General features: G+C 73.1%; 8 protein-coding genes. 4 read left to right on the top strand and 4 right to left on the bottom strand.

Features of this window, described 5'->3' with window-relative positions; genetic code table 11:
• Positions 1–13 precede the first annotated feature (13 nt).
• Positions 14–2,350: a helicase-associated domain-containing protein gene (locus tag IF55_RS34880; protein WP_342668374.1), complete on the top strand. Its 2,337-nt coding sequence runs from the start codon at positions 14–16 to the stop codon at positions 2,348–2,350.
• Between the two features lie 43 nt (positions 2,351–2,393).
• Here IF55_RS34880 and IF55_RS34875 read toward each other — a convergent pair whose 3' ends face one another.
• Positions 2,394–3,440 carry a cytochrome P450 gene (locus IF55_RS34875; protein ID WP_030892401.1) on the bottom strand — a complete coding sequence of 349 codons (1,047 nt, stop codon included), beginning with the start codon at positions 3,438–3,440 and terminating at the stop codon, positions 2,394–2,396.
• A gap of 76 nt (positions 3,441–3,516) precedes the next feature.
• The gene (locus tag IF55_RS41065; protein WP_245661656.1) at positions 3,517–3,606 is read right to left on the bottom strand and encodes a tryptorubin family RiPP precursor; all 90 of its coding nucleotides are present in this window, start codon (positions 3,604–3,606) and stop codon (positions 3,517–3,519) included.
• Positions 3,607–4,121: 515 nt separating this feature from the next.
• On the opposite strand from IF55_RS41065, the gene IF55_RS34870 reads away from it, so the two are divergent.
• Positions 4,122–5,021: a phosphorothioated DNA-binding restriction endonuclease gene (locus IF55_RS34870; RefSeq protein ID WP_030892398.1), complete on the top strand. Its 900-nt coding sequence runs from the start codon at positions 4,122–4,124 to the stop codon at positions 5,019–5,021.
• 259 nt (positions 5,022–5,280) lie between these two features.
• On the opposite strand, the gene IF55_RS34865 is transcribed toward IF55_RS34870, so the two are convergent.
• Both IF55_RS34865 and IF55_RS40240 read right to left on the bottom strand, forming a co-directional pair.
• Positions 5,281–6,357, bottom strand: a complete 1,077-nt coding sequence (locus tag IF55_RS34865) for an ATP-binding protein (protein WP_048833063.1) — start codon at positions 6,355–6,357, stop codon at positions 5,281–5,283.
• A 312-nt stretch (positions 6,358–6,669) separates the two neighbouring features.
• Positions 6,670–9,042 (bottom strand): ATP-binding protein, encoded by a 2,373-nt coding sequence (locus IF55_RS40240; protein WP_048833061.1) that lies wholly within the window; start codon positions 9,040–9,042, stop codon positions 6,670–6,672.
• Between the two features lie 469 nt (positions 9,043–9,511).
• On the opposite strand from IF55_RS40240, the gene IF55_RS34855 reads away from it, so the two are divergent.
• Positions 9,512–11,971, top strand: a complete 2,460-nt coding sequence (locus tag IF55_RS34855) for a HelD family protein (RefSeq protein WP_037967359.1) — start codon at positions 9,512–9,514, stop codon at positions 11,969–11,971.
• Between the two features lie 235 nt (positions 11,972–12,206).
• Positions 12,207–12,944: a sensor domain-containing protein gene (locus IF55_RS34850; RefSeq protein WP_245661655.1), complete on the top strand. Its 738-nt coding sequence runs from the start codon at positions 12,207–12,209 to the stop codon at positions 12,942–12,944.
• Positions 12,945–12,970: the final 26 nt, after the last annotated feature.

Here is a 12,970-nt window from a genome sequence, read left to right as displayed (position 1 = left end):
GCCGTGTTTGCAGGTGGCTGAGGCGCTGGTGGCGTTGGGGCCTGCTGAGCGCGGGGAGCTGGAGGAGTTGCTGGGGGTTGCCGGGGCGAAAGGGCCGGAAGGATCAGAAGGGGCGCAAGAGACAGAGGGGGCTCGCGAGCTGGGTGAGGTTCTTGAGGCGCTGGGTGGTCAGGCGCTGGTCTGGCCCGACGGTGACGGGCTGTGGTGCGCGGCCGAGCCGTTGCGGCTGGTGTGGCGGGCGCCGCTGGGGTTCGTAGCCTCCCTCGACACGCTGCTCGCCGACAGAGGAACCGAGGAACTGCGGCGCATGCTGGTGACCCTGGGCGTTCCTTCGCCGGGCAGCACCAAGCGGCAGCGGCTCTCCGCCCTCGTGGGCCATCTCCGCGATCCGCAGCGGGTCCTCTCGCTGGTGGCGGGCGCGCCCGCGGCCGCGCGGGAACTGCTGGAACGCCTGGCCGCCGGCGGGGGCGAACTCCATCTGCCTCCCCACGAGTACGGCTCCCGGCCCGGTGCCCGCTGGGCGCTGGAGCGGGGGCTGCTGGTACCGGACCCGCACCGGTACGAACACATCTGCATGCCCGTCGAAGTGACGCTCGCGCTGCGCGGGACCGCCTGGCACGCCCCCTTCGATCCCCTCCCTCCCCCGGTGTCCACGACGCCCGTCGGCCCGGCGGATGTGGACCGGGAAGCCTCCGCCGCCGCCACGGCCTTCACCGCCCACGCCACGTCCGTCCTGGCGGTGTGCGCCGCCGCGCCGCCGGCCCTGCTGAAGTCCGGCGCGGGCGGCGTCGGCGCGCGCGAGCTGTCCCGGATCGGCAAGGCCGCGCGGTGTGACGACACGCTCGTACGGCTCGCGCTGGAGACCGCGTACGGGGCCGGGCTGGTGGCTCCGGACGGCGGCGAGGTCGCGATGACGGACGGCTACGACGCCTGGGCGGCCCAGGAACCGGCCGAGCAGTTCGCCGCGCTGCTACGGGCGTGGATCCAGTCGCCGCGCACCCCGACCCGGTCCCGTGGCGACGACGGCAAGACGCTTCCCGCGCTCGCCGGGGCGCCTCCCTGCGACTGCTGCGTATGGGCCCGGGACGGCCTCCTCGTCGCCGCGCGCCTCGCCCCGGGGGAAGGAGTCGAGCGCTCCGCGGAACTGGGGACGCTGATCGGCTGGTACCGCCCGTACGCGGTCGACCACGGCCAGGGGCCCGCCCCGTACGCGGGCGACCACGGCCAGGGGCCCGCCCCGTACGCGGGCGACCACGGCCAGGGGTCCGCCCCGTACGCCGCGCTGATCCGCGAGGCCGAACTGCTCGGAGTCATCGCCCGCGGCGCGCTCTCCCGCCTCGGCGCCGCCGCGCGGGATGACAACTCCACGGGCCTGGCGACGGTCTGCCGAGAGCTGCTGCCCGCCGCGGCCAAGACGGCTCATTTCGGGGCCGACCTCACCGCCGTCGTCACCGGCACCCCGTCCGCCCGCCTCGCCGCGCTCCTGGACGCCACCGCGGGGCGGGAGGCCGGGGGGACGGCGTCGGTGTGGCGGTTCGGGGCGGATACCGTGGGGCGGGCGCTGGATTCGGGCCGTACGGCCGAGGCGATCGCGGCCGACCTGGCGGCCGTCGCCGTGGGCGCCCTGCCGCAGCCGTTGACGTACCTGATCCACGACACCGCGCGCGGCCACGGCCGAGTACGCGTCGCCACCGCACCCTGCGTGATCCACGGCGCGGAGCCGGCCCTCCTCGCCGAACTCGCCGCCCACCGGCGCCTCGCCGGCCTCGGCCTGCGGCAGGTCGCGCCGACGGTGCTGCTCAGCCGGACCGCGCTCGACAAGACCCTGGACGCGCTGCGGAGCGCCGGGTACGCGCCCGTCGCCGAGGCCGCCGACGGAGCCGTACGGATCGACAAGCCCCGGCGGCGCCGCGCGACGGTCCCAGAGCCGTCACCACGGCTCGTCCCCTTGGCTGCCTCGGAGAGTCCGTTCCTGGTCGTACGACAAGGCGAGGCGCCCCCGGACGCGAGCGGCGTCGACCTGACCGCGCTCGCCGCCAAGCTCCTGGCCGCGCCGCCCGTCGCGCCGGTGCCCGATCCGCAGAACGGCGTTCCCTACGCCACCGACGTCGAGGAGATCACCGCGACGTACGCGCGCCTGTTGCCCCTCACCGATGTCCGCCAGTTGTCGCACGCCATCAGCGAGGGCCGGGCCGTCACCATCGAATACGTCGCCGCGTCGGGCAATCGCACCGTGCGCACCATCAGCGAGATCGATTTCGATCCGCCCTATCTGTACGCCTGGTGCCATCTGCGCGACGACGAACGCGTCTTCGCCCTATCCCGCATTCACGGGGTCATGCCCGCCTAGGGCGCTTCTCCTGGACACGTCGGGGCCGTCGCGGCAAGAGCTGTCACGGGCGCACCATCCGGACCTCCGACAATTCCAGCAGCCCGCCCAGTTCGACTTTGACCTTGGTCTGGTCGGGGCTCACGACGAGGCCGTCGCGGCGTACGAGGTCGAGGAGGCGTTCGGCGAGGGGGAAGACCATGTGACGGGCCCAGCAGCGTTCGCTGGTGGGGCCGAAGGGGAGGTAGCCGGGGTGGTTCTCGCTGTCGAGTTCGTCCCAGCGTTCGGGGAGGAATTCCTCGGGATCGTCCCAGAATTTCGGGTTGCGGTGGCTCAGCAAGGGGAACAGCAGAATGTCGTCCCCGGGGCCGATGCGTTCGTCCACGGAAAGGAATTCCGGGGAGGCCACGCGCAGGATGTTCCACGACGGCGGCAGCAGGCGCAGAGCTTCCAGGAGGATGTTCCGATTCGACATGTCGTCGCGGAACGGGGCGCCGAGCCACAGGGCGCTGGTAACGAGCGCGGACACCGTGAAGCACATCGGCGCGCCCATTCGCCGGTAGAGGAACATGGCGTGGCGGCGGTCGCGGTAGTTCTGCGAATCGAGAACGAGGGTGGCGAGCTTGGAGAGCGGTTCGTCGCTCTTCGGTCTGCCCAGCACGGCGGCGCCGGAGGCCACGGCCGCCCAGGTCAATTTCGGCGTGAGCTCCAGTCTGCGGTCCACCAGAACGCGGAAGCGCAGGTGTTCGCGGCCGAAAAGGAGGTCGCGGAGATAGACGTGTCCGGCGTGCGGCCAGGGGCCGCTGACGTCGGCCGCCGAGTCCACCGGGCGCTGGAGCGCCGCCCGCACGTCCGCGCCCAGGGCCTGCATGAAGGCGGAGGCTTCGGTGCGCGTCACCGACCTGCCCTGCACGGGCTTGAAGGTGGGGCGTTCGTGTTCGTTGGCCGGCCTGCCGCTCAGTACGGCGTTCATGAGGTCGGGGTCGGCTATGCCGATGGTGTCCGGTTCCAGACGGAACAGCGGCGCATCGCCATAGCGGCTGAGCAGTTCCGCGATGCGCGGCGCGAACTCTACGGCCCGAGTGCTCCCGCCGGTGCGATGCATTGGCATGGGTGAACTCCGTTGCTGGGCTGCCCGGGCCGGCCGGGGTCGCCGGCCGGCCCGGGGCCGGTGAAAAACTACTCGATCAGAGCCACTGGTACCAGGAGTATGCCTTGAGGCTCTTCTCCGAACGGAACTTGTTGACCAGGTGAACCAGCTTCATAAATTCCTCCATTCATATGTACCAGCTATAACAGCCTGGCTGACTGAATGACTGACTGACCAACCGACTCGGCGAACAGCTGTAATCCGAAAGAACCGGAACCCCTTCCGAATACATTCCGTCCGCCGCGAGAGAGTGAAGACCCCGCCGCTAAAAGTGTCAAGTGACCCAGATCACAGCGGTGAATTCTTCTATTCACGTTTTGGAATGGCTGTGTATTCGCATCACGGCAAATCATCCGATACGCCTCCATCTCCGGTCATACGGGAAGGAAAGGCGGCCTGTTTAGCCGTGTTTGTTGGTGTTCGGGGCGGCAAATCTGGCATGGGCATGATCCGGCTACCACTCGCCCGCGGCCGATAGGCCAACGCGCCCCAGCACCGCGCCCGCACAACTCGCAGGCAGACACCGGCGAATGTTTTACCCACCGCCTGTCTTTACCCACCGCCGCCGGGACGGCCGCACCCCTCCCCGGCCAATGCCCCTCCCCGGCCAACACCCCCACCCCGCGCATATGATCGGCCGCCATGGACGACTGGCTGGAGCGCATCGCGAAGCTGCGGCAGTGGACGGGGCACGGCGTACGAGCGCCGCACAAACCGCTGTTGCTGCTGTACGCGCTGGGCCGTTTCCAGGAGGACGCCGACGGCGAGCTGCGCTACAGCGCCGTCGAAGAGGACCTGAAGCGGCTCCTGATCGAGTACGGCCCCGCCAACAAGACCACCCCGGCCTACCCCTTCCACCACCTCGTCAGCGACGGCGTGTGGGAGGTCCGTACGGATCGCGGCCCGGGCAGCCCCGGGACCGGCGTGCTGGAACTGCGCGCGTCGGGCGCGGCCGGCCGGCTCGCACCGGAGCTGCGCTCGGCGCTGCGGCGCGAGCCCGCACTCCTCGGCCGGATGGCCCGCGTCCTGCTCGACCTGCACTTCCCGCCCTCCCTCCACCCCGACCTGTGCGAGGCGGTGGGGCTGGAGCTGGAAGCCGCGGAGACGGACCCGCTGCTGGTGGGGCCGCGCCAGCGGCGGGACCGGCGGATGCGGGAACTGGTGCTGACCGCCTACGAGTACCAGTGCGCCTTCTGCGGCTACGACGGGCGGATCGGGGCGGCCCCGGTCGGTCTGGAGGCCGCGCACGTGCGCTGGTGGGCCTTCGACGGGCCCGACGTCGTCGACAACGGGCTGTGCCTGTGCGCCCTGCACCACAAGCTGTTCGACAAGGGCGTACTCGGCGTGGGCGAGGGCCACGTCGTGATGGTCTCCCAGCACTTCGTCGGGCAGAGCGCCGCCGCCCGCGAGCACGTCACCGCGCTCGCCGGCCGTCCGCTCATCGGCCCGCAGGCGGGCGCCGCCCGCGTGGCGGACGGCCACCGCGCCTGGCACACCCGCCAGGTCTTCCACGGCAGCCCGCGCCCGGCCGCCACGCGCTGACGCCCAGCGGCCACGCGCAGACGCCCGACCGCCACGCCCTGACGCCCAGCCGCCACGCCCTGACGACGGGCCGGCGGCCACACGTACGTACCGGACGCCGTCCCGCCCCCGCAGCTCGTACGTACCCACCACCCGCCCCGGGCCCGTACGCACCCCGCCACCCCGGCCCGTACGTACCCACCACCGCCCGTCCCCACATACGTACGTACTCACCCGCCCTACCGCTCCACCGCCCTCGCCCCCTCACCGCCTCGCCGCCTCACCGCCCGCCGACGCACCAGGCCGCGCACCGCCGCTCGAACTCGTCCTCCTCGCCGAGCAGTTCCAGGCGCTGACGCCCGTACGCCCGCGTGACCCGCGGCATCCGGAAGGCGGCCGGGTGCGGCGGCGGCTCCGGGGTGATCACGGACTGCGCGGCGAGCCCGGCGAAGGCCGTGACGAGGGGGCTCGCGGCGAGCCATTCGTCCGAGCAGACCGCGAGCGCGTCCCGCAGCGTGAACGGTTCGTCGAACACGCTGCACCGCGCCCATAGCAGCCGCTCGTCCGGCGTGCACAGCCGGTGGCTCCAGCTCAGCGAGGCGCGCAGGGTGCGCTGGCGGCTGGGCAGCGGGGTGACGGGCGAGGTCAGGTCCAGTACGTGCCGGAGCCGGGAGACGAAGGGGAGCAGTTCGTCGGGGGTGCGGTGCGCGAGCCCGCCCGCAGCGAGGTGGACGGCCAACGGCAGGCCGTCCAGCGAAGTGCAGATCCTGCGGGCCAGTTCGCTCTCCGGCGTGACGCTGGCGCCGAACCGCAGCGCCGCCCGCGAGAACAGCGTGGCGGCGGCCTCCGGGGCGAGCGGCGGCAGCGGGTAGCCGGCGGGCGTCCGCAGCGGCACCCTGCTGGTGACCAGGACGTGCATGCCCGCACACGCCTCGACCAGCCGTACGAGCACGTCCGCGCACTCCTCGGCCAGGTGCTCGCAGGTGTCCACGACCAGCAGCGTCGGCCGGTCCCCCACCGCCTCGGCCAGGTGCTCGCTGGTGTCCACGACCGGCAGCCTCGGCCGGTCCCCCGCCACCTCGGCCAGCCGCGGCCGGCCCCACAGCCGCAGCGCGCAGGCCATCCAGTGCGGCACCTGGCCGGGCGTCTCCAGCCCGGCCAGGTCGGTGGCGGCCACCGCCGCCCACGGGCCGGGGAGCATCCGCCGCACCACGTCCGCCGCCAGCGCGCTCTTGCCGACCCCGCCGGGGCCGACGACCGAGACGAGCCGGTGCTCCCTCAGCAGCCGTTCGACCTCGATCGCCTCGGCGTCACGGCCGACCAGTGCGGCGGACCGGCCGTCCAGCGGCTCCGGCATCTTCCCTACCTCCAGGGTCCGTCTCCTCGGGAGGCAGTCAGCTTGACCGGGGCGGCGCGGCAGGGCATCGGTGACCGGTCCGTATCCGTATACCTAATACCTACTGCCGGCCCCCTGACGGCCCGCCGCCCCGCCGCCCCGCCGCCCCGCCGCCCCGCCGCAGTGAACGGCGAAGAGCGGTGAACGGCGAGGAGCGGTGAACGGCGAAGAGCAGTGAACGGCGAAGAGCAGTGAACGGCGAAGAGCAGTGAACGGCGAAGAGCAGTGAACGGCGAGGAGCGCGCCAGGCGGCGCGTCGCGCCCCTCGGCCCCTCACCCACCCCTCAGCAACTCCGCGACCTGTGTCCGCGACGAGTACCCGAGCTTGGCGAGGATGTGCTCGACGTGGGCGTCGACGGTGCGGCGGGAGATGACGAGGCGTTCGGCGATCTCCCGGTTGGTCAGGCCCTCCGCGACGAGCCCGGCCACCTCCCGTTCGCGCGGCGTCAGCGCGTGCGGCGCGGGCCGCGTCCCTGCCGGGGTCATGCCTACCGGGGTCGTCCCTACCGGGGTCGTCCCTACCGAGGTCGTCCCTGACGCGGTCGTCCCTGGCGCAGTCGTCCGTACCGCGGTCGTCCGTACGGCCGTCGTCCGCTGCCGGGGCACGCCCGACGGCGCGTCCTTGTCCTCCGCCGCCATCAGCACGCCCGCACCGAGGGAGAGCGCGGCGCCCTTGGCGTACAGGGCGGTGTAGCGGCCGGCGCCCAGCTCGTCGCGGGCCCGCTGCTCGTACTCGTCGTGCATGGCGCGCATCTGCGGGTTCCCGACCAGGGACTGCGGCCCGATCTTGCGCCATTGGGCGGCGCACGCCCCGAACAGGCAGGCCGCCCTGCGCATCCGGCCCTCGTCGACCGCGACCCAGGCCAGCAGGTTCATGGCCGCCGCCACGCCCAGCGTGTCGCCCAGCGCGCCCGACAGCCGGGCGCCCGCGCGCAGCGAACGGGCGGCGTCGGCGGTCGCGCCGAGCAGCAGGTGCGCCAGGCCCTCGGTGATCCGCTGCGAACCCTGGACGAAGCACTCCTCGCTGTCGGCGCCGAGGAGTTCGAGGGTGCCGCGGGCGGCTTCGAGTGCCGCCTCGGGCCGCCCGGCCAGCAGGTGGGCGACGCTCAGGTGCATCTGGGCCAGCCGCTCGCCGTGCGCGTCCCCGGCCTCCCGCATCAGCGCGACCGCCGTCCCGGCCCCGGCCAGCCCCCGTTCGTGGACGCCCTGGTAGTAGAGGGCGGCGGCCTCGGCGAAGCCGGCCCAGGCCGCCGACCGGGCGTCGCCGGCGGCCCGGGCGGCGGCGAGCGCGTCGGTGGCGATGTCCAGGGCCGTGGCCTGGTCGCCCTCCCTGCTGACGAACATGGAGCGCAGGGCGAGGACCATCGCCCGCCGCGAGGTGGGGCGTTGCTCGCGGGTACGGTCCAGGGCCCGCCCCATCCAGTACGCGCCCTCGGCGGGCTGCCCGGAGCAGAGCCAGTACGGCCACATGACGGCGGTGAGCCCGAGGAGTTCGGGGCCGCCGTCTGCGTAGCGCAGGGCCGCGCGCAGGTTCTCGCGCTCGGCCACGAGCCCTTGGTAGAGCGGGAGCTGGCGTGAACCGGCGAACCGTTCCTCGAAGTGGCGCAGTTTGGCGTGGAAGTAGGCGACGTGGCGGCGGCGGAGCGCGCCGGTGCCGCCGAGTTCTTCGAGCCGGTCGGCGCCGTACTCGCGCAGCGTGTCCAGCAGCCGGTAGCGGTCGCCGTCCTCGCCCAGCCGCACCACCACGGACTTCTCGACGAGCCCCACCAGGTGGTTCAGGACCGCGTCGGCCGGCAGCTCGTCGTCGGCGGCGACCTCGGTGACGGCGTCCAGACCGAACGACCCCGCGAACACGGAGAGCCGCGCCCACAGCAACCGCTCGGCGGGCGTGCACAGTTCATGGCTCCAGTCCATGGTCCTGCGCAGCGTCTGATGGCGCGCGGACGTCGTCATACGGCCGTGGTCGAGGAGCGCGAACGTGTCGCTGAGCCGCGCCACGAGCTGGTCGAGCGGCAGCGCCCGCAACCGGACGGCGGCCAGCTCGATGGCCAGCGGCATGCCGCCGAGGCGGTGGCAGAGGGCGACGGCGTGCCGCCGGTTCGCGCCGGTCAGCGCGAAGCCGGGCAGCACGGCGGCGGCCCGCTCGGCCAGCAGGGCGAGCGCGTCGCTGTCCCCGTCGTCGCCGGGCCGGGGCAGCGGCAGCGCCGGTACGGGCAGCAGGTGCTCGCCGGGCGCGGCGAGCGGCTGCCGGCTGGTGGCGAGGATCGTCAGCCGGGGCGCCCGGGGAAGCAGCAGATCGGCGAGGGCGGCGCAGGAGTCGAGTACGTGCTCGCAGGTGTCGAGTACGAGCAGCAGCTCGCGCTCCGCCGCGTACTCGACCAGGGCGTCCTCCTGCGGCCTCGACCGCTGCTCGGGCAGTCCCAGCGCCTCGGACACGGCCCGCGGCAGCGACTCGGCGTGCCCCAGCCCCGACAGCTCGACGAACCGCGCCCCCTCCTCGTACTCCCCCGCCACCCGCGCCGCGACCCGCATGGCGATCCGTGTCTTCCCCACCCCGCCGGGCCCCACGAGCGTCACCAGCCGCGTACGCGCCAGCAACTCCCGGCACCGCGCGATCTCCCGCCCCCGCCCGACGAAACTCGTCATTTCGGCGGGCACCCGCCCATCCCCCCACCGGACCGAGCCGAACCCCATGCACCCACCGTCCTCAATCGCACCCCCGCGAAGGGCAACCGAGCCACGGAGGGACCAAGGTAACGACGACACACGGGACCGGTACCGGGCCGGACCGCTATCGGCCGGTCTCTTCCGGATGCTTGCGTTTACGGGCGTATGAGGTGGGCCGCTGACCGGGTCGATCGGTACGGGCGCGGGGTCGGGTCGATGGTTTCGAGCGCGGGATCGGATTGATCGCTACGGGCAGGCGCTCCGGACCGGGCAGAGTCAGAGTCGGGCTGGGCTGGGCTGGGCGCATAGGAAAAACCCGGTCCGTATTGACGGCCGGGGTATTTCTCTGCGTATATTGGGGGTTTCCATGCCTGCATTACCTTTTGGGCATGGCGAATCCCTGACTTTCACAAGGTATCCGAGCGGAGCTGAATTGTCAAACGCGGAAATGCGAGACGAGCAGGAATTCATCGATCTGCTCTACGGGCGGCTGGCCGAGTTGCGGGCCGAGGCCGAGGGCGCGGTGCGGGAGGTGTTGCCGGTCGGGGGGAGCGGACATCAGGCGCGGCTGGAGCGGGAGGTGCTGGTCGCGGAGCGGTCCGGGCTGCTGGCGGCGTTCAACGCCGGGGAGAGCGGGCTGTGCTTCGGGCGGCTGGCGTTCCGGGACGGGCGCGACCACCACATCGGACGGATCGGGATGCGGCGGGACGACCCGGAGCGTACGCCGCTGGTCGTCGACTGGCGGGCGGAGGTGGCGCGGCCGTTCTACCTCGCGACCGGGCACACGCCGATGGGGCTGCGCCGGCGGCGGCACATCACCACGGAAGGGCGCCGGGTCACCGGGCTCCATGACGAGCTGATGGACCTCACCGACACCGAGCGCACCGGGTACGAGGGCTCCGACGCCGACGCCGTGCTGCTGGCCTCGCTGGACGCCGCGCGCACGGGCCGGATGCACGACATCGTGCAGACCATCCAGGCCGAACAGGACCGGATCATCCGCGCCCCGCACCACGGCATCCTCGTCGTGGAGGGCGGGCCCGGCACCGGGAAGACCGTGGTGGCGCTGCACCGGGCCGCGTACCTGCTCTACGCGCACCGGGAACTGCTGGCCCGCCGGGCCGTGCTGATCGTCGGGCCGAACCCGGCGTTCCTCGGCTACATCGCCGAGGTGCTGCCCTCGCTCGGCGAGACCGGGGTGCTGCTCGCCACGCCCGGCGACCTCTTCCCCGGCGTGACCGCCACCGGCACCGACACCGCGCGCGCCGCCGAGGTCAAGGGCAGCGCGGCCATGGCCGACGCGCTGGCCCGGTTCGTACGGGACCGGCAGACGCTGCCGCCGTTCAACGCGCCCATCGTCATCGACCACGAGGACGGCGAACTGCTGCTGGACGCGGACATCGCGAGCGACGCGCGGCACGCGGCGCGCGCGACCGGGCTGCCGCACAACCTCGCGCGGCCGCACTTCGCGTTCCACGTCATCGACGCGCTCACCGCGCAGCTCACGGACCGGATCGGCGCGGACCCGTACGGCGGGCCCAACCTCCTCGGGCCCGACGACACCGCCATGCTCGGCAAGGCCATCGCCGCCAGCGCCGACGTACACGCCGCCATCGCCTCACTGTGGCCGGCCCTCACCCCGGAGGAACTGGTCGCCGACTTCCTCGCCGACCCCGTACATCTGGAGGAGCTGGAGGAGCTGGGGGAACTGAAGGGAGGGGCCGCGGAGGCCATCCGGCGCCCCGGTAGTGCCGAGAGTGCCGGTAGTGCCGGTAGTGCCGAGAGTGGTGGTCAGGACTGGACGCCCGCCGACGTGCCGCTGCTCGACGAGGCCGCCGAACTGCTCGGCGAGGACGACTCCGCCGCCCGCGCCGCCGCCGAGGCCGAGCGGCAGGAACGCATCGCCTACGCACAGGGCGTCCTCGACCTCTCCCACGGCTCGCGCACGTACGAGTTCGAGGACCTCGACGAGGAGGACTCCGAGGTGCTGGCCGCCCACGACCTCGTGGACGCGGAACGGCTCGCCGAACGCCAGGAGGAGGCCGACCACCGCAGCGCCGCCGAGCGCGCCGCCGCCGACCGCACCTGGGCCTTCGGCCACATCATCGTCGACGAGGCGCAGGAGCTGTCCCCGATGATGTGGCGGCTGCTGATGCGCCGCTGCCCGACCCACTCGATGACGCTGGTCGGCGACCCGGCGCAGGCCGCCGAGCCGGGCGGCTGCGGTTCATGGGAGACGATCCTCGCGCCGCACGCCGGGGACCGCTGGAAGCGCGTACGGCTCGGGGTCAACTACCGCACGCCCACCGAGATCATGGAGATCGCGGCAGCGGTCCCGCGCGCCACCGACCCCGCCTTCGAGCCGCCGCGCTCGATCCGCTCCACGGGCGTACGGCCTTGGGCGCACCGCGTCGGCGGGGGCGGGGCTGGAGCAGGGGCCGGGGCGATGGCTGGCACGGGGGCTGAGGCTGTGGCTGGCACGGGGGCGGAGGCTGTGGCTGGAAGGGGGGCTGAGGCCGTGGCCGGGGCGGTGGCCGAGGCTGTCGGAAGGGAGATGTCGGGGGAGGCGGCGCAGGACACCACGCGGGGGAACGAGGTTGGGCACCTCGCGGTGATCGCGCCGCGCGCGCTGCACGGCGCGATCGGCGCCGCCCTGCCGCACGCCGCCGCCGGCCGCTCCCCGGACCTGACCAGGCCCGTGGTGCTGCTCGACCCCCGGCAGGCCAAGGGGCTGGAGTTCGACTCGGTGATCGTCGTGGAACCCGCGGAGTTCGGGGCGAGCGACCTGTACGTGGCGCTGACCCGGGCCACGCAACGGCTGGGGGTGATATACACCGGGGCGCTGCCGGCGGGGTTGGAGTTCCCGGTGATGACTGCCGACGCGGATGCGGAGGCGGCGGGCCGGTGATGGGTACGGGCGTGGGGCCGCCGCTCAGCGCAGGCCGGGGCGGCCCCGTCGGCCCGACCGGCCCCCGGCCGGGGTGGACCTAGCACCACCCTGAAGAGGCCACGTCACCGTATGCCGCCGGGCGTTCGGATTCGGGATCGTGGAGGTCGAGACGGGGCGCCACCGTCCCAGCCCTCATCACACGAAACTCCCGAAACTCCCGAAACACCCGAGACACACGAATCCGAGGCCCGCCATGAGCATGAGCACCAGCGCCCTGTCGTACGGTTCCGCGTCCGCTCCGGCGGCCGCCCCGGCGGTTCCGGCCGCCCCGGTAGACGCCGAGGCGGAACGGGTCGGCTTCTGGCGCGCGCCGTTCGCCGCCGTCACGTACCGCGAGATCGGGTACGTCCTGGCCTCGATGCCGATCGCCGTCGTCGGCTTCCTCTTCGCCGTGGGGCTGTTCTCGATCGGCGTGACGCTCGCCATCACGGTGCTCGGACTGCCCGTACTCGCCGGGCTGCTGGCCGGTGCGCGGGGGCTCGGCGCGGCCGAACGCCGGAGGGCGGCCAGGAAGCTCGGCCTGGAGGTCGCCGCGCCCGCGCCCGTGGCGAAGCCGCACGCCGCGGGCTTCTGGGCCGCGCAGCGGGCCCGGCTGGGGGACGCGGCGGGCTGGCGCGCGTTCCTCTTCCAGGTGGTGATGTTCCCCTGGCGGATGGTGAGCTTCGTCGTGACGACGAGCGTCCTCCTCGTCGGCTGGGCACTCGCGCTGCTCCCCGCCTACAACTGGGTCTTCCCGCACTACGTCGGCTGGCCCGGCTACCGCGTCTACGACTTCACCTCGGGCGGCGCCCACCACCAGTACTACCTGACCTCCCCCTTCCAACTCGCCGCCGTCTCCCTCGCCGGCCTCCTCATCGTCTTCCTCACCCCAAAGCTTCTCCGCGCCCTCACGAACGTCGACCGGGCTGCGGTGCGGGGGCTGCTGGGGTGAGTGGGGGTGAGTGGGGGTGGGCAGGT

It is taken from the genome of Streptomyces varsoviensis (assembly GCF_000718635.1).
Lineage (GTDB): Bacteria > Actinomycetota > Actinomycetes > Streptomycetales > Streptomycetaceae > Streptomyces > Streptomyces varsoviensis.
The sequence above is the reverse complement of the archived record's forward strand: the minus strand, read 5'-3'. Positions and strand labels throughout refer to the sequence as shown.

Excerpts from the sequence above, each read along its gene's own strand:
- IF55_RS34875 (WP_030892401.1), bottom strand. The coding sequence starts at position 3,440 with ATGCCAATGCATCGCACCGGCGGGAGCACTCGGGCCGTAGAGTTCGCG.
- IF55_RS41065 (WP_245661656.1), bottom strand. The coding sequence starts at position 3,606 with ATGGAGGAATTTATGAAGCTGGTTCACCTGGTCAACAAGTTCCGTTCG.
- IF55_RS34870 (WP_030892398.1), top strand. The coding sequence starts at position 4,122 with ATGGACGACTGGCTGGAGCGCATCGCGAAGCTGCGGCAGTGGACGGGG.
- IF55_RS34865 (WP_048833063.1), bottom strand. The coding sequence starts at position 6,357 with ATGCCGGAGCCGCTGGACGGCCGGTCCGCCGCACTGGTCGGCCGTGAC.
- IF55_RS40240 (WP_048833061.1), bottom strand. The coding sequence starts at position 9,042 with ATGACGAGTTTCGTCGGGCGGGGGCGGGAGATCGCGCGGTGCCGGGAG.
- IF55_RS34855 (WP_037967359.1), top strand. The coding sequence starts at position 9,512 with ATGCGAGACGAGCAGGAATTCATCGATCTGCTCTACGGGCGGCTGGCC.
- IF55_RS34850 (WP_245661655.1), top strand. The coding sequence starts at position 12,207 with ATGAGCATGAGCACCAGCGCCCTGTCGTACGGTTCCGCGTCCGCTCCG.